This is a genomic window from Pseudomonas sp. BSw22131, assembly GCF_026810445.1.
Taxonomy (GTDB): domain Bacteria; phylum Pseudomonadota; class Gammaproteobacteria; order Pseudomonadales; family Pseudomonadaceae; genus Aquipseudomonas; species Aquipseudomonas huanghezhanensis.
This window is the reverse complement of sequence record NZ_CP113949.1, coordinates 1,372,014-1,388,091: the sequence shown is the minus strand read 5'-3', so window position 1 is coordinate 1,388,091 and position 16,078 is coordinate 1,372,014. Positions and strand designations below refer to the sequence as shown.

The 16,078-nt window shown below is 57.3% G+C and carries 10 protein-coding genes and 1 pseudogene; 7 read left to right on the top strand and 4 right to left on the bottom strand.

The window, feature by feature from the left end:
• Positions 1-354 precede the first annotated feature (354 nt).
• The 4 genes and pseudogenes from OYW20_RS06180 to OYW20_RS06165 all read left to right on the top strand — a co-directional run.
• Entirely contained in the window at positions 355-2,916 is a 2,562-nt protein-coding gene (locus OYW20_RS06180) for a type VI secretion system Vgr family protein (RefSeq protein ID WP_268799832.1), read from the top strand.
• On the top strand, positions 2,913-4,931 hold the full coding sequence (locus OYW20_RS06175; RefSeq protein ID WP_268799831.1) for a T6SS effector phospholipase Tle3 domain-containing protein: 2,019 nt from the start codon (positions 2,913-2,915) through the stop codon (positions 4,929-4,931). The genes OYW20_RS06180 and OYW20_RS06175 overlap by 4 nt, the downstream gene beginning before the upstream one ends.
• Positions 4,928-6,601 carry a type VI lipase adapter Tla3 domain-containing protein gene (locus OYW20_RS06170; RefSeq protein ID WP_268799830.1) on the top strand — a complete coding sequence of 558 codons (1,674 nt, stop codon included), beginning with the start codon at positions 4,928-4,930 and terminating at the stop codon, positions 6,599-6,601. Before OYW20_RS06175 ends, OYW20_RS06170 begins: the two co-directional genes overlap by 4 nt.
• 45 nt (positions 6,602-6,646) lie before the next feature.
• Positions 6,647-6,820 (top strand): annotated as a pseudogene (locus OYW20_RS06165) (PAAR domain-containing protein); the annotation flags it as partial.
• A gap of 286 nt (positions 6,821-7,106) precedes the next feature.
• Here OYW20_RS06165 and guaA read toward each other — a convergent pair.
• The 3 genes from guaA to OYW20_RS06150 form a co-directional block, all read right to left on the bottom strand.
• Positions 7,107-8,684 carry a glutamine-hydrolyzing GMP synthase gene (gene guaA, locus OYW20_RS06160; RefSeq protein ID WP_268799829.1) on the bottom strand — a complete coding sequence of 526 codons (1,578 nt, stop codon included), beginning with the start codon at positions 8,682-8,684 and terminating at the stop codon, positions 7,107-7,109.
• A 147-nt stretch (positions 8,685-8,831) separates the two neighbouring features.
• Positions 8,832-10,301, bottom strand: coding sequence for an IMP dehydrogenase (guaB, locus tag OYW20_RS06155; protein WP_268799828.1), 1,470 nt, complete (start codon positions 10,299-10,301; stop codon positions 8,832-8,834).
• 137 nt (positions 10,302-10,438) lie between these two features.
• The gene (locus OYW20_RS06150) at positions 10,439-10,987 is read right to left on the bottom strand and encodes a sugar ABC transporter ATPase (protein WP_268799827.1); all 549 of its coding nucleotides are present in this window, start codon (positions 10,985-10,987) and stop codon (positions 10,439-10,441) included.
• A 308-nt stretch (positions 10,988-11,295) separates the two neighbouring features.
• Between OYW20_RS06150 and xseA the strand changes: the two genes are divergently transcribed.
• The 3 genes from xseA to leuA all read left to right on the top strand — a co-directional run bounded on the left by xseA (position 11,296) and on the right by leuA (position 15,540).
• On the top strand, positions 11,296-12,675 hold the full coding sequence (xseA, locus tag OYW20_RS06145; RefSeq protein ID WP_268801061.1) for an exodeoxyribonuclease VII large subunit: 1,380 nt from the start codon (positions 11,296-11,298) through the stop codon (positions 12,673-12,675).
• A gap of 58 nt (positions 12,676-12,733) precedes the next feature.
• The gene (locus OYW20_RS06140) at positions 12,734-13,546 is read left to right on the top strand and encodes a peptidoglycan DD-metalloendopeptidase family protein (RefSeq protein WP_268801060.1); all 813 of its coding nucleotides are present in this window, start codon (positions 12,734-12,736) and stop codon (positions 13,544-13,546) included.
• Positions 13,547-13,860: 314 nt separating this feature from the next.
• Positions 13,861-15,540, top strand: a complete 1,680-nt coding sequence (leuA, locus tag OYW20_RS06135) for a 2-isopropylmalate synthase (RefSeq protein ID WP_268799826.1) — start codon at positions 13,861-13,863, stop codon at positions 15,538-15,540.
• 67 nt (positions 15,541-15,607) lie between these two features.
• On the opposite strand, the gene OYW20_RS06130 is transcribed toward leuA, so the two are convergent.
• Positions 15,608-15,994 carry a hypothetical protein gene (locus OYW20_RS06130; RefSeq protein ID WP_268799825.1) on the bottom strand — a complete coding sequence of 129 codons (387 nt, stop codon included), beginning with the start codon at positions 15,992-15,994 and terminating at the stop codon, positions 15,608-15,610.
• Positions 15,995-16,078: the final 84 nt, after the last annotated feature.

The window sequence follows — 16,078 nt, the reverse complement described above, 5'->3', positions numbered from 1 at the left end:
CCCGTTGCCCGATAAAGCGTCGTCGTGCCTTCCAGCGCTCCAGCCGGGCAACGCTGGTGAGCCTGCAAATTTCCTTCAACAACGAGGACTTTCCACTGAAGTGGCAAACATTGGCGTGGAATCCAGTCGTCAAGCACAGGTGATTGGTGCCTGCTGGCTTGGCATTAAGTGTGGTCATGGTGATCATAGAGAATGACTAACTTAGATTAGAAACAGTTGTGCTGCTTATCGGTAAAAGATCGTGAAACACCGTAACCTTCTTTATTTCTGGATGTGAGCACGGCACGAAGCCTATACACTGCGACCTGCTCTCAACGCCCGGAATAGAGCTGTCGTTTTAATGTCGGAGTGACAATGTTAAAGGATCTAACAAGCATATTTGCGCCACAAAACCGTCGTTTGATGAGATTGACCACCGTCGCCCGCGATGACCAAGAACTTCTACTGGAGCATTTTTCCGGCACAGAAGGCTTGTCCGAACTGTTCACCTTCGAACTGGCGATGCTCAGTCGCGATGCAGGCCTTGAGCTGAAGTCGCAGATAGGCCAACCGGCGCTAATTGAAATAGAGCTGCCTTCCGGGGACTCACGCTACATCCACGGCTACATAAGCCATTTCAGCTTGCAAGGCAGCGACGGCAGCCTAGCGCGTTACAGCGCGACACTCAGCCCTTGGATATGGATGCTGTCGCGTCGCATCGACTCGCGGATTTTTCAAGAGCAGACAATCGAAGACGTCATCCGCAGCGTGTTTGCTGCGTACGGCGCACTGCCCGCATTCGAATTCCGCCTGAGTCAGCCACTGCTGTCGCACAGTTACATCACGCAGTACCGTGAAAGCGATCTGACTTTTGTGCTGAGACTGCTTGAACACGAGGGGCTGTTCTTCTACTTCGATCACAGCAAAGACGGACACACCTTGATCATCACGGATAACTCCCGTGACCTCTCGGACCTCCCGCAGCAGCCGCAAATCCGTTACCACAGCGCATCCGTGACCGAGACAGCAGACTCGATCACCGAATGGAGCAGTCACCGGACCCTGCAATCAGGGCGCATGTCGATACAGACATTCGATTACAAGCAACCGCGTAATCAGCTACCCGTCAGCATGCGCAGCCTTAATACACAGGGCAACGTCGACAACTACGAGGTTTACGACTTCCTCGACCATTACAGCCATGGCAATGGCGAGAACGGCGAGCGCCTGGTGCGTCAGCGTCTGGAAGCCATCGAAGTACAAGGCAAGACATTCACCGGCAGCAGTAATTGCCGCGCGATGTACCCGGGTTACACGTTTGAACTGACTCAACATTTTGATCACGATCGCGGCGCTGCCGAAGACCGCCGTTTTCTGCTGTTATCGGTTAAACATCAGGGCGCTAATAACTACCTGTCCGAAGAAACGGCAGGCTACAGCAACGAGTTCGTGTGCGTTCGCCGCAAGATCCCCTATCGCCACCCGATTACGATCCCTCGCCCGACCGTTCCCGGACCGCTCAGCGCCATCGTGGTTGGGCCGCAAGGCGAGGAAGTGTTCACTGATGAACTGGCACGCATACAGGTCAGGTTTCACTGGCAGCGCGGCGATAGCCTGCCGCAAGGCACAACCTGGCTAAGGGTCGCAATGCCCAGCGCAGGTAGTGGCTTCGGTCATCAGTTTCTGCCACGCATCGGCCAGGAAGTACTGGTGACGTTTCTTGGCGGAGACATTGACCGGCCCCTTGTCACCTCCGTGCTTTATAACGCCGACAACCTCCCGCCTCGCTTCAGCAAGGCCACAGGGCTGCCGGGCAATCGGACTCTGTCGGGCATCAGGACGCAGGAACACAAAGGCAACGGTTTCAATGAGCTGCTGTTCGATGACACCCCCGGTTCCCTGCGCGCGCGCATGGGCACCACTCATCAAGCGACCGCGCTCAACCTCGGCAAACTGACCGAACCGCGCACCGATGGCACCGCCCAGCCACGCGGTAACGGCGCAGAACTGCGCACCGATGCCGCCATTGCATTACGTGCAGCCCAAGGCATGTTGTTGACCACCTATGCGCGTCTGGACGCCAAAGGCTCACAACTGGATCGCGAAGAGTTGCTCAAGCTGCTGGCCGAGTGTGGCGAGCTGTTCAAATCCCTGGGCGAAACTGCCGCCGCACGCGGCGGTCAGGCAGTCGATAGCAAAGGCATTGAGGCGTTGCGCCAGTCGCTGAGTCAGTGGCCCGCGCCGGACAGCAACAGCGTGGGCGAACCGGTCATGGCCGTGACCGCGGAAGCCGGAATCGCCAGCGCCACACCCCGCTCGCAAGCCCACTACGCAGGTGAAAACCACGACACCACGGCGCAGGATCACCTGCAATTGACCAGCGGTGCGGTGATGCGCCTGCAGGCGGGAAAAGGGCTGTCGGCCTTCGCTCAGGATGGCGGCATTAGCGCCATCGCCAATCGGGGCAAAGTGCTGGTCCAGGCACAGGAGGACGACATCGCCCTCAACGCCCAGAAAAACCTGCACCTGTCAGCGGTTGAAGGCGAAGTGGTCATCACCGCGCCGACCATTCGCCTGGTGGCCGACGATGGCAGCTACATCAAGATTGGCGGCGGCATTGAGATAGGTACGCAGGCCAAGGTCACTGTGCATGCCAGCGAGCACGACTGGGTCGGCCCCAAAACCGACAGTGCCTCGATCCCCGCCTTTGGCCGCGATCCAGCGGCTCAGCGCCTCGAGTTCCACTACCCCGGCCATAGCGAAGACAGCGTGCGGACAGCGGTAGACCATGCCTATGAAATCAAACTGGAAGATGGCAGCACGGTGAAGGGATTGACCGACTCAAGCGGCCTGACCGAACGGGTGGAACGCGACATGATGCATCAAGCGCAAGTATCCGCTTTACGCAGCGGCACTCCAAAAGGAGGCGCCCAATGAGCGGTTCCGATCAATACACTGTGGCGCAAGGCAACACACGCCTGATCCCGAACCTCAATACCACCAGCAAAATGGAAGTGCCCGCCGACCTGCCCGGCGTGGTGATTTTCCTGCATGGCGTGAATGATCCGGGGGCTTCGTATGAGTCGGTGGAGACCGGGTTGTGTCAGGGCGTTAATGAGCGGCTGGATAGGCCGGATTTGAAGGCCGGGCGGTATGGGGTTGATTACGCTCAGGCTAAAAAAGTCCCGTTTGACGACCGAGGTGACGATGAAAGGGCAACACTCGATGACCCTGACACGAATCTCTATAAACGCGACACGGACGATCCAAAAACCCGCAGCCTGTTGATTCCCTTTTACTGGGGCTACCGAGCCGACCCAAGCGAGATCAGTCGAGACAAGAACAACGACCCCACCAAACTGCGCGACCAGTATCAGGACACCTTGGGTAATCGTCTGGACCGACACTTTGGCAAAGGCGGCGGTTTTTTTGCCAACGCCACCAACAATCTGTTGGAGATGTACGGCAAGGGCCTCGTTAAAACTAAACGCCTTGAGGCGGCATCGCGCATGCTGCCCAACACAAGCTATATGGGCAACAACCCACATCGGCGTTATTTCGTGCTGGCGGCTCACCGGCTCGCGATGATGGTCCGCGAGATCCGTCAGGTATCTCCCGACGAAACCATCACCATCATGGCGCACAGCCAAGGCACATTGATCACCCTGCTGGCTCAAGCGCTGCTGGTGGATGGCGGACAACGCTGCGCAGACACCCTGATCATGGTGGATTCGCCCTATAGCCTGTTTCCCAAAAATACACCCAAGGGGCACGACACACTCTCCACCCTGACCCGCATCGTCACGCAAGTTACCCAATCCCCTCATGCTCAGCCACCGCTGTCTGACCTTCGCAGCCCAGCGACTTATTGCGGACGAAGCGGCCCGCAATGGACGCCGGCACAAGGCATGCGCAAGGATAAAGTAGGCAACGTGACGGTTTTTCCTGAGCGTGACAATCGCGGCAAGGTTTACCTGTATTTCTGCCCGGACGACACCACTGTGGCGCTGGATGATGTCAGGGGTATTGGCACCTACGGCGTATGGGATACGCAGGAAGATGAAAACGGTCGCCAGCCGATGACCGAATTAAAGGCTTTGCGCTTTTATCAGCGTATGTGGACCAAGCGTGAGCGACATGGATTACCTGTACTGGTTGGGAAACCTCCCGCCGATGAGTTGTTGCGTGCCGACAACGAACCTCGTTATCCCGGCGGATGGACAGTCGCAGGGCTTCTTTCGCAAGCGCCTGTAAGTACAGGACAGATGTGCTTGATCAACGCAGAACAACTCACTCCACCCCATGCACCGCAAATGTTTGGCGGGGAGGTGAAACGAGGGTGGGACAGACCTGACGATGTGAGCAAAGCCTCCGCACTGGGCAACCCGATAGCCAAGTTTCAGAGGCACTTTGTCCGCAGCCATACAGGTTCGATAGATCTGGAGAAAGAACGCGCCAAGTACAACGCGGGTAAATTGCCTGATGAGCAAACCGGTGCCATGTATAAACAACGAATATACGGGGACGGCGCCCCCAAGCCTCAGGATCAGTACGACATAGAGCGCGAAGAAACGCCCAGAGAAATTCGTGAACGCATGGGTCGTTCCGAGGATGTGCTGGACAAAAACAGTTACCACTCGGGTGTACTGCGCAGCCCGGAAAACCATCGCTGGGTTACTGCCATGGACATTTCCATTGGCCAGGCAAAAAGCCTGGACGATCCGGATATGCGTGAGGTGCTGTTGGCGATTGCTGATTGGAAGATGGATACGAACCAATATCTTACAACCACTGAATCTCCAGGCTGGATACGACTTAGCTCTGACGCACAGGCGTTGGTAAAAGCCAGTCATGAGTACTACCAAAAAGGTATATTTCCACCTCTTAACTTAGTACCAATGACACCGCCACCTCTCGTGACTAGCGCTTTGAATAAAGGATATGCCCAGTGAGAGATCGGCAACCTAAAACAGCATTGCGACCGAACCTCAAGCCATATCTTTGGACATCAGTAACACTAGTCACCCTTTGGGCTGGTTTCGTTCTACTTGTCTATGTAAAAGCACAGGAAAACAATATGGAACTTCGCGACATAAACCCGGTGCTGCGCTGGAGTATTGCAGGCATTTTAGGCGCCGCGCTGCTGGTTTACAGCGGTCACTGGTGGGGCAAAGCGCTTGCTAATGAAAAAGCTGAGCTAACCGCCTATAAAGCTCAAGTGACGGCCCAGATGTCCGCGCAGGAGACCACGCAAAAACGGACATATGCGCTAGAGATGCGAGGTGTAGGGATTGGAATTTACAAAGACCATCAGTCAACGATTTGGGAATCCATCAAGAAAAAAAATAACAACTTTGAATCCATATATTCGCGAAACCCCAATGACTATCCTGCGTCATTATCATCTAGAGAAAACTCTCGCTCCATCAAGGTACGTGTTGCATTCCAGCACTCTGCTGGAGAATCAGTGGCCTACTGGCCTCTGCCAACCTTCGCGTTGGGGCCACCAAATCCTTATGACAAACCTTACCGGGCTGCAAATCTGATCAATTCCGGCCGTAATGGGGCAACTCTCGGCGTAACCCTGCTTCTCTGGCAGAGCGACGAAAGCACCAGCCACGCGCAAGCCATGATCGAGCGACTGTTTAAGTTTTTCGATGACAACCCTAAAGTTCCGCAAGCGCTGATCGCAAGCGAGGACGGTGATGTTACGCGAGATATTTATCGAAAGCGCGGCACCCCCGGACTGCCAAAAAACGCTCAGGTCGTACCCACTGTGTTTGAAAGTATGACCGGGCTGCTGGTCACTCGCTCGGATCGTGTAGACCGCTACATTCGTCCCTATGCGGTTCAAGAGGCTGAGGATAACCAAAACAAAAACACCGATCTGGGCAAACTTTGGGCTTTTTACTGGGATCGTGACAAAGCGTTTATCGATTGGTACGAAACTGCCGAAAAAGCGAAAGGCATTGAAACCCCCTACGCTCCCGGCACTATGTCCACCGCCTACTGGCAAGCCCAACTGCCCACCCTCTGGAAAACCATAAGCAACCGCGGCCCCGGTAATTTCGAGCCCTCCCCTTGGCTGCCGATCCGCTGGGGTCAGCACCAGGTCAAGGAGTTCGATGCCGCACCGGTTCTGGGCTATTTGCACCGCCCGATCAAGGCCTCAATGCAGGATGAAAACGGTAAACGCCTGAAACCCGCCTTGCAGGCCAAAGCCCTTCAAGCTGCCTGGATGCAAGCGCTGGACACTTTGCCCGAAGGCCAGAAACCGGTCCGGGTGTTCTATGACAGCACTGGCAATCCAGAAGCGGAAATCGCCCTGAACAATGCCCTTCACGACTTGAACAAAGACGGTCATGGCCTTGAGCTGGGCAACGTCGAAGAGGGTTACGACATCGGTCGCCGTATCGGCAATACCGGCGTCAGCGGTGCGCTGGTCGAAATCAATATCGCAACAATGGCGAGCTACAAGGACGGCGGCACCAGTGCGGTGGTCTACGCCGGCAGCGACGGCAGTCTGACTGTACAAATGGTCCGACCGCCAGACGATGCGCGCAAGGCAAAAAACAGCCAGAACCGTGGCGCTGATCCCTTCAAGTTTGGCTCTCCGGGCTGAGGTTTATTTACACCATGAGCTATCTGGCAGGCACCCACACCATCACCGGCAGTGCTGGGCGACAAAGCCAAATGCCCGCTTCACGCTGGTGAGTTTGCTTTTATTGAGGGCCATCCGACGCGTCGGCTGAACAGCATTTCGGAGGTGCTGCACGGCCATCGACTGGCGTATGGCTGCCAAGGTGTGGTCAGCCACCCCTTGAAGGTAAGCGTGGTTTAGATACTTGATCGCTGATCGTGCCCATGCTCTAAGAAGGATCCTAACGGCTCAATCAATCGTAAGGACGGGCGGGACAAAGTATTTCGACTGGCAGGTCAGTTTCTGCGGACATCTGCAGGATTAGCACTCTCGATACCATGCCGACATTACTCAGCCGAACATGGTATCGAGGCACTTCTCTGTTGATGCCTACAATGCGAACCATGAAAAAAGCCACTGATGACGCAGTAGAAAATCACTATCTATTCTTACTTTCACAATAAAGTCAGATAGTTGTGGAAACCCTCTACTCCCACTCAATCGTCGCAGGCGGCTTGCTCGACACGTCATATGTCACACGGGAGATGCCTTCGATCTCGTTGATGATGCGACCGCTGACCGTTTCCAACAGTTCGTAAGGCAGGTGAGCCCAACGCGCAGTCATGAAGTCGATGGTTTCGACGGCACGCAGTGCGACGACCCAGGCGTAACGACGACCGTCGCCAACCACGCCTACCGATTTAACGGGCTGGAACACCACGAATGCCTGGCTGACCTTGTGGTACCAATCGGCTTTGCGCAGCTCTTCGATGAAGATGTGGTCCGCGCGACGCAACAGGTCGGCGTATTCCTTTTTCACTTCGCCGAGGATGCGAACGCCAAGGCCCGGGCCCGGGAATGGGTGGCGGTAGACCATGTCGTACGGCAGGCCGAGTTCGAGGCCCAGACGGCGGACTTCGTCCTTGAACAGCTCGCGCAAGGGCTCGACCAGTTTCAGGTTCATTTCTTCCGGCAAACCGCCCACGTTATGGTGCGACTTGATCACATGGGCCTTGCCGCTTTTAGCGCCAGCCGACTCGATAACGTCCGGATAAATAGTGCCCTGAGCCAGGAACTTGATGTTGTCCAGCTTGCAGGATTCGGCGTCGAATACGTCGATGAAGGTACGGCCGATGATCTTGCGCTTCTTCTCCGGGTCGCTCTCGCCAGCCAGATTATTCAGGAACTGGTCCTGAGCATTGGCGCGGATCACTTTGACGCCCATGTTTTCGGCGAACATGGCCATCACTTGCTCGCCTTCGTGCAAGCGCAGCAGACCGTTGTCGACGAATACGCAGGTGAGCTGATCGCCAATGGCCTTGTGCAGCAGAGCAGCGACCACCGAAGAATCGACACCGCCAGACAGGCCCAGCAGAACGTTGTCGGTGCCGACCTGCGCGCGCACTTGAGCGATGGCGTCTTCGGCGATCTTCGACGGTGTCCACAATGCTTCACAGCCGCAGATATCGAGGATGAAGCGCGAGAGGATGCGACCGCCCTGCTTGGTGTGTGTCACTTCGGGGTGGAACTGCACGCCGTAATAGCCACGGGTGTCATCAGCCATGCCGGCGATTGGGCAGCTAGGAGTGCTGGCCAGCAGGTGAAAGCCTTTAGGGATTTGAGTGACTTTGTCGCCGTGGCTCATCCACACGTCAAGGCCGAAAACGCCGTCTGCGTCGACGTGGTCTTCGATGCCGTCCAGCACGCGGCTCTTGCCGACAACGTCGACGCGGGCGTAGCCGAACTCACGCATTTCGGAGCCTTCAACCCGGCCACCCAACTGCTCGGCCATCGTCTGCATGCCGTAGCAGATGCCAAACACGGGAACGCCGAGGTCGAACACCGCCTGAGGCGCGCGCGGGCTGTTTGCTTCGTGCACGGACTCCGGGCCGCCTGCGAGGATGATCCCGCGGGGCGCGAATTGACGAATCGCTTCATCGTCCATGTCGAACGGATGCAGTTCGCAGTACACGCCGATCTCACGCACGCGGCGGGCAATCAGCTGGGTGTACTGGGAACCGAAGTCGAGGATAAGGATACGGTGGGCGTGAATGTCGAGGGCCATGGGAGGACTCTGATGTAGCAGCTTCAAGCCTTAAGCTTCAAGCTGCAAGGGTATTGAGGGAGCTGCAGATCCGTGGCGGCTACGCTGAGAGGCGCTACCGCTACGAATCGCTTGTAGCTTGTGGCTTATAACTTTCCGCTGAAGGCGTTAGCCGACCCGGTAGTTCGGCGCTTCCTTGGTGATCTGCACGTCGTGGACGTGGGACTCAGCCATGCCGGCACCGGTGATGCGCACAAATTCAGGTTTGGTGCGCATCTCGTCGATGTCTGCACTGCCGGTGTAGCCCATGGAAGAACGCAGGCCGCCCATCAACTGGTGAACGATGGCAGTCAGCGAACCCTTGTAGGCCACACGACCTTCGATACCTTCGGGCACCAGCTTTTCGGCGCCGTCGGACGAGTCCTGGAAGTAACGATCCGAGGACCCTTGAGTCTGAGACATCGCACCGAGGGAACCCATACCGCGATAAGCCTTGTACGAACGCCCCTGAAACAATTCGATCTCGCCAGGTGCCTCTTCAGTACCGGCGAACATCGAACCCATCATCACGCAGTTCGCGCCGGCAACGATGGCCTTGGACAGGTCGCCGGAGAAGCGGATGCCGCCGTCAGCGATCAACGTCACATCAGTGCCCTTGAGCGCTTCTGCCACGTTGGCGATTGCGCTGATTTGCGGCACCCCTACACCGGCAACGATGCGGGTGGTGCAAATGGAGCCAGGACCGATGCCGACCTTGACGCCGTCAGCGCCGGCTTCAACCAGTGCGATGGCCGCAGCAGCGGTGGCGATGTTGCCGCCAATCACCTGGACGTCAGGGAAGTTCTGCTTAACCCAGCGAACGCGGTCGATCACGCCTTTGGAGTGACCATGCGCGGTGTCGACCACAACGACGTCAACCCCGGCAGCAAAGAGTGCGGTGACGCGCTCGCCTGTGTCTTTACCAGTGCCGACCGCAGCGCCAACACGCAGACGACCTTGATCGTCCTTGCTGGCGAGTGGGTAGGCTTTGGATTTTTCGATGTCCTTGACGGTCATCATGCCCTTGAGCGCGAACTTGTCGTCGACGATCAGGACTTTTTCCAGACGGTGCTTGTGCAGCAGATCGCGCACTTCGTACTTGTCGGCGCCTTCACGCACAGTGACGAGACGCTCTTTAGGCGTCATCACTTCACGGACGGTGGCTTCCAGACGCGTCTCGAAACGCACGTCGCGCGAGGTCACGATGCCGACGAGTTCGCCGTCATGCAGGACCGGTACGCCGGAAATGTTGTGTAGGCGGGTGAGTTCGAACAGATCGCGGACGGTAGCGTCGGCCTCGATGGTGATCGGGTCCTTGACTACGCCGGCTTCGAACTTCTTGACCTTGCGGACTTCGGCAGCTTGCTGCTCGATGGTCATGTTCTTGTGAATGATCCCGATGCCGCCTTCCTGAGCCATGGCAATTGCCAGACGGGCTTCAGTGACAGTGTCCATTGCAGCAGAAACGAGGGGGATATTCAGTTCGATGCCACGGGTCAAACGGGTTTTCAGACTGACTTCGTTAGGAAGCACCTCGGAATAACCGGGCACTAGGAGAATGTCGTCGAATGTAAGAGCTTCTTGGCTGATACGCAGCATCGCGGGGGCTCCCGAGCGGGAAAATGGAAGCGCGCCATTATACCCAGACACCTGGCTGTTCTCAATGTAAAGATCAGCCTATTTATCCGCGCGCTTGATCGACGCCATCTATCAAGACTGGTCAGCTTTGGGCCGAGTCATAGCCGAACTTTGACGAAGGAGACGGGCCGATCAAGACGTTCGGCGAACTCGTCGACAAAGCTTTGCTTGAACCCTGCTTCCAGCCAGTCATTGAAAATGAAACCCAGGTTGGAGAAGCCGCATGCGTCCAGAAACAGAAAGCCGTTGATGTCGTCTTCGTGGCGGCATTCCGGGCAGATGAAGTTATCAGTGTGGCCCGGCATCCAGTCCTCCAGGCTGTCGAACAGCGCTTCACCGATTTCCCGACGGCATTGCGGGCAGCCCGCCTCTTCGACGAAGTCCTGCTGCGGCGTATAGATGCAGCGTTTGAGCACAATCTCCAGACCGTTGACCGGTCTGCCGTAAGGCAGCGCGTCCGGATTGTCGACAAAGCGTCGAGCGCCGGGCGCAATCGCGTAGGCCATTTTGTTATAGCTGCGCCCGCAGGTGCTCAGGGCTTCTTCCACCACGTCCAGCTTGACCAGCCAGCGCAGGATGGCGCGCGCCTTCGCCTGGCGCGCCGGAAAGCTGGAAATCTGCGGGACGATGATGCTTTGGGTGTTCATGACAGGACCTGTCGCTGGCGATCATTTGAAGTGCGGCAGCTTAATGCCGTCGCCGCTCAGGTCAAGTTTAGCCACCAAGCTGCAATATATCGGTCGATGAGCGTGATGCCGCCAAAAGCTTCGCGGGCAAGCCTCGTTCCAACAGACTTTGCGTCTGACGCAGATCCAGTGGGAGGGAGCTTGCTCGCGATAGCTTACCGCCGGGCGCTGGGGTTTAACGGTCGTGGTGAATGCTTCGCAGCCAAGCCCCTCGCGCCAACATCAACAATGATCGTCATCCGTACCCCATTGCCTTTATCATGCGCGGCATGATCAAAGACCCTTTCGCAAGACTCGGCCTCGACCGGGAAGTCCTCACCGTCAGCCAACTCAACGGCCGCGCGCGCGTGCTGTTGGAGGATGTGTTTTCCAACATATGGGTCGAGGGCGAAATTTCCAACCTTTCGCGTCCGGCCTCCGGTCACGTGTACTTCACGCTCAAGGACAGCGGCGCGCAAGTGCGTTGCGCACTGTTCCGGCAGAGCGCAGCGCGAGTGCGTCAGGCATTGAAAGACGGCCTGGCGGTCAAGGTGCGCGGCAAGGTCTCGCTGTTTGAGGGACGTGGCGATTACCAGCTGATTCTCGACACCGTGGAGCCCGCCGGCGACGGCGCATTGCGACTGGCATTCGATGCCCTTAAAGAGAAGCTCAGCGCAGAAGGTCTGTTCAGCGCTGAACGCAAAGTGACCCTGCCGCTGCACCCAAGACGCATCGGCATTATAAGTTCGCCGACCGGCGCGGTCATTCGCGACATCATCAGCGTCTTCCGTCGTCGCGCACCACAGGTCGAACTCACCCTGATCCCCACCGCCGTACAAGGCCGCGAAGCCATCGGGCAAATTGTTCGGGCCTTGAAGCTGGCAGATAGCAGGGGCTTCGATGCGTTGATTCTGGCGCGGGGCGGCGGTTCGCTGGAGGATTTGTGGTGCTTCAACGAGGAAGCTGTGGCACGTGCCATTGATGCCTGCGTGACACCGATCGTCAGCGCAGTAGGCCATGAGACGGACGTGTCGATCAGTGATTTTGTGGCGGACGTCCGTGCCCCCACGCCCTCCGCCGCCGCCGAACTGCTGGCCCCGGACTCCAGCGACTTGCACCGTCGCGTCGACAGCTTGCAGCGGCGCCTGATCAGTCGCATGCAGGACCGACTGATGCGCGAGCAGTTGCGTCTTGACGGTATTTCCCGACGCCTGCGCCATCCCGGCGAACGCCTGCGTCAGCGCGCCCAACGCCTGGACGATCTCGACATGCGCATGCGGCGCGCCTTCGAGCAACAGATGCACAAGCGCCAGGTGCGCATGGCTCACCTGCAAAGCCGTCTGGCCGCGCAGCATCCGGGCCGAACGCTGGCCTTCCTTCGCCAGCGCCTGGATGTGTTGGCCGAGCGCTTGCCAAAGGCCATTCGCGACAACCTGAAAACCCGCCGCCTGCAGCTACAGAATCAGGTGCAGACACTGAACGTGGTCAGCCCGCTCGCCACGCTGGGTCGCGGCTACAGTATTTTGCTCGACGAAAAAGGCCATGCAGTGCGCAGTGCCGAACAGACCAAAACGGGCCAGCGCCTGACTGCCAGGCTGGCTGAGGGCGAACTGCTGGTGCGCGTTGAAGACAATCACCTGACGCCCGTCACTCTTTCTTTACTGGATTGACCTATTGATGCTCGGCTTTATCGTTCGACCTTTCTGCGCTGCGGCTCTCACTTTTTGCATGATGGTGCCTGCGCTGGCTGCCGCACCTTCTGACAGCTTCATCAGCCGAGCGCTGAACAAACCAGTACCCGGCGGCGTTGCCGTGGTGGATCTGGGTAACGGCGTCGAGCCGCCCAAAGCTACTTATCAGGGCAAACCGGTGCTGGTGGTCAAGGAACAAGGCAATCGCTGGCTGGCGATTGTCGGCGTTTCACTGACAGTAAAACCGGGCAGCCAGCAATTGGCCGTCCGCGACGCCAGCGGCAGCCGTAACCTGAGCTTTGTCGTAGGCGACAAGAAGTACCCGGAGCAGCGCATCACCCTGAAGAACCAGCGTCAGGTGAACCCCGATCCAAACGACCTGAAGCGCATTGAAAGTGAGCTGGCGTTGCAGATTCAGGCATACCGCAGCTTCAGCCCCGGTACGCCCAGCAACCTGATACTGGACAAACCGGTGAATGGTCCGTTGTCGAGCAAGTTCGGGGTGCGCAGGTTCTTCAATGGCGAGGAGCGCAATCCTCACTCGGGCCTCGATTTTGCGGTGCCAGCGGGAACGCCGATCAAATCCCCGGCGGCCGGCAAGGTCATCCTGATCGGTAACTATTTCTTCAACGGCAACACGGTGTTTGTCGATCACGGCCAAGGCTTCATCAGCATGTTCTGCCACATGTCGAAAATTGATGTGAAAGTGGGTGATGCCGTGCCGCGTGGCGGTGTGGTGGGACGTGTAGGCTCAACCGGGCGAGCCACCGGGCCGCACATGCACTGGAACGTCAGCCTGAATGATGCGCGGGTAGATCCGGCCATTTTCATCGGGGCGTTCCAACCCTGAGAGAGTTTGTATAAGCACCTGAGCAAGCCGGCAATAAACCATTACCATGCCGGCTTTTAGCGCCATAAAATCGCGCCATTCAACGAGCTAGAAGAACTTATCGCGATTTTTTCCAACTGCTTGCCAGCTTTCACCCTATTGGTTACGGTTGCCCTCATGAAAAACTCTCACACCCTCATTTTGCTGCGTCAGCACCGCTGCCTCAGCCTTGTCAGTGCACGACTGCCAGGCTGAATCGCGATGCCTCGCCCCTGTCTTTCGCTTCAGCGGCTGGCCGCCTTTATTCGGCCCTCAGTACCTAAAGGATTGCTCACATGACCATGCTCAAAGACCCATCGACCAAGTACCGCGCGTTCCCGGTGATTGATCTGCCCGACCGCACCTGGCCTTCCAAGACCATTACCGAGGTGCCGATCTGGTGCAGTTCCGACCTGCGTGACGGCAACCAGTCGCTGATCGAGCCCATGGATGCTGTCAAAAAACTGCGCTTCTGGAAAACTCTGGTTCAGGTGGGCGTCAAGGAAATCGAAGCATCGTTTCCAGCCGCATCGCAAACCGACTTCGACTTTGTACGCACGCTGATTGAAGACGGACACATCCCGGACGACACCACTATTCAGGTGCTTACCCAAGGCCGTGAAGACCTGATTGCACGAACCTTCGAATCGCTGCGTGGCGCGAAAAAAGCCATCGTGCACCTGTACAACGCCACCTCCCCTTCTTTCCGCCGCATCGTGTTCAATCAAGACAAGGCCGGGGTCAAGGAAATCGCCGTCAGCGCTGCCAGGCTTTTCGTCAAATACGCTGCCCAGCAGCCAGAAACGCAATGGCAGTTCGAATATTCGCCAGAGACGTTCAGCGCAACCGAACTCGAGTTTGCCAAGGAAGTGTGCGATGCGGTCATTGAAGTCTGGAACGCCACGCCGCAGAACAAAGTGATCCTCAACCTGCCTGCCACAGTTGAAGTCGCAACACCCAATATTTATGCCGACCAGATCGAGTGGTTCAGCCGCAACATCAACCGTCGTGACAGCGTGATCATCAGCCTGCACACCCACAACGACCGCGGCACTGGCGTTGCGGCCACCGAACTGGGCCTGATGGCAGGCGCTGATCGCGTCGAGGGCTGCCTGTTCGGCAACGGCGAGCGCACCGGTAACGTAGATCTGGTGACCGTTGCGCTGAACATGTACACCCAAGGCCTGAACCCGCAACTGGATTTATCGGACATCGACGGCGTGCGCAAAGTGGTTGAAGAGTGCAACCAGATTCCGGTCCACCCTCGTCATCCGTACGTGGGTGATCTGGTACACACCGCGTTCTCCGGCTCGCATCAGGACGCCATTCGCAAAGGCTTCTCCCAACAGAAACCCGACGCCGTGTGGGAAGTGCCCTATCTGCCGATTGATCCGGCCGACATCGGTCGCAGCTACGAGGCGGTGATTCGCGTCAATAGCCAGTCGGGCAAAGGCGGGATCGCGTATTTGCTGGAGCAGGAGTACGGCATCTCGCTGCCGCGTCGCATGCAGATCGAGTTCAGCCAGGTGGTCCAGGGTGAAACCGACCGTTTGGGACTGGAAATGAGTGCGCAGCAGATTTATGCCTTGTTCAAGCATGAATACTTGCAGGCGAATAAGCCCTACGCCCTTGTCAGCCACCGCCTTCAGGAAGAAAACGGCCACAGCGCCGTTGAGGTCGAGGTGTCTGCCAAAGGCGACGGCGAAACCAACCTGCACTGGAAAGGCAAAGGTAACGGCGCACTTGAAGCGCTGGTGTCCAGCTTGCCGGTGGGCGTCGAGATCATGGATTACAACGAACACGCCATCGGCGCAGGTACGACCGCAAAAGCAGCGGCGTACATTGAGCTGCGCGTGAATGGTGATCGTGCGGTGCATGGCGTCGGAATCGATGAGAACATCACCACTGCCAGTTTTCGTGCACTGTTCAGCGCACTGAACCGCTCATTGATGCAGGCAGAAGCCAAAGCTGCGTAAGCGCCCGCGACCAGAAACACGAAAGGCCCTGAAGTGAATGCTTCAGGGCCTTTCTTTTGGTGATTGATCAGGCTTTCGTGCTGACATTTCCTTTCATCAACTCAAGCAACGCACCTTGCAGTGCCGACAGTTGTGCGATGGTCGCTGATACCTGCTGCTGCATGGCCATGACTTGCTGACTCTTCTCGGCGTCAGGCAGTTTGCTGTTCTGCGCGGTAGCCAATTGCTTTTGCTGCTCAAGAAGGCGCTTCTGCGCCTCTTTAATCTGGTCCTGCAACTGCTGGATAGCCTGTTGCGAAGGCGTCAATGCTTCTTGAGCGGCGGCCTTGTCGGTTTTGATGTTTAGATTGACGCTGATCGACGTCGCATCGCTGGCCTTCGAATCATCAGTCTTTACGCCTGCAGCAAACACGCTGGAATACGAACCCAGCGAACTGGTGTTGATGGTGGTCATGGCCGAACTCCTGTTTTATTACAAGCGATATCGGCCACGGCGCGCAAAACTGAAGCACACCCGTCAGGTCATTACAGCGATTGC

Excerpts from the sequence above, each read along its gene's own strand:
- OYW20_RS06180 (WP_268799832.1), top strand. The coding sequence starts at position 355 with ATGTTAAAGGATCTAACAAGCATATTTGCGCCACAAAACCGTCGTTTG.
- OYW20_RS06175 (WP_268799831.1), top strand. The coding sequence starts at position 2,913 with ATGAGCGGTTCCGATCAATACACTGTGGCGCAAGGCAACACACGCCTG.
- guaA (WP_268799829.1), bottom strand. The coding sequence starts at position 8,684 with ATGGCCCTCGACATTCACGCCCACCGTATCCTTATCCTCGACTTCGGT.
- guaB (WP_268799828.1), bottom strand. The coding sequence starts at position 10,301 with ATGCTGCGTATCAGCCAAGAAGCTCTTACATTCGACGACATTCTCCTA.
- OYW20_RS06150 (WP_268799827.1), bottom strand. The coding sequence starts at position 10,987 with ATGAACACCCAAAGCATCATCGTCCCGCAGATTTCCAGCTTTCCGGCG.
- xseA (WP_268801061.1), top strand. The coding sequence starts at position 11,296 with ATGATCAAAGACCCTTTCGCAAGACTCGGCCTCGACCGGGAAGTCCTC.
- OYW20_RS06140 (WP_268801060.1), top strand. The coding sequence starts at position 12,734 with ATGATGGTGCCTGCGCTGGCTGCCGCACCTTCTGACAGCTTCATCAGC.
- leuA (WP_268799826.1), top strand. The coding sequence starts at position 13,861 with ATGACCATGCTCAAAGACCCATCGACCAAGTACCGCGCGTTCCCGGTG.
- OYW20_RS06130 (WP_268799825.1), bottom strand. The coding sequence starts at position 15,994 with ATGACCACCATCAACACCAGTTCGCTGGGTTCGTATTCCAGCGTGTTT.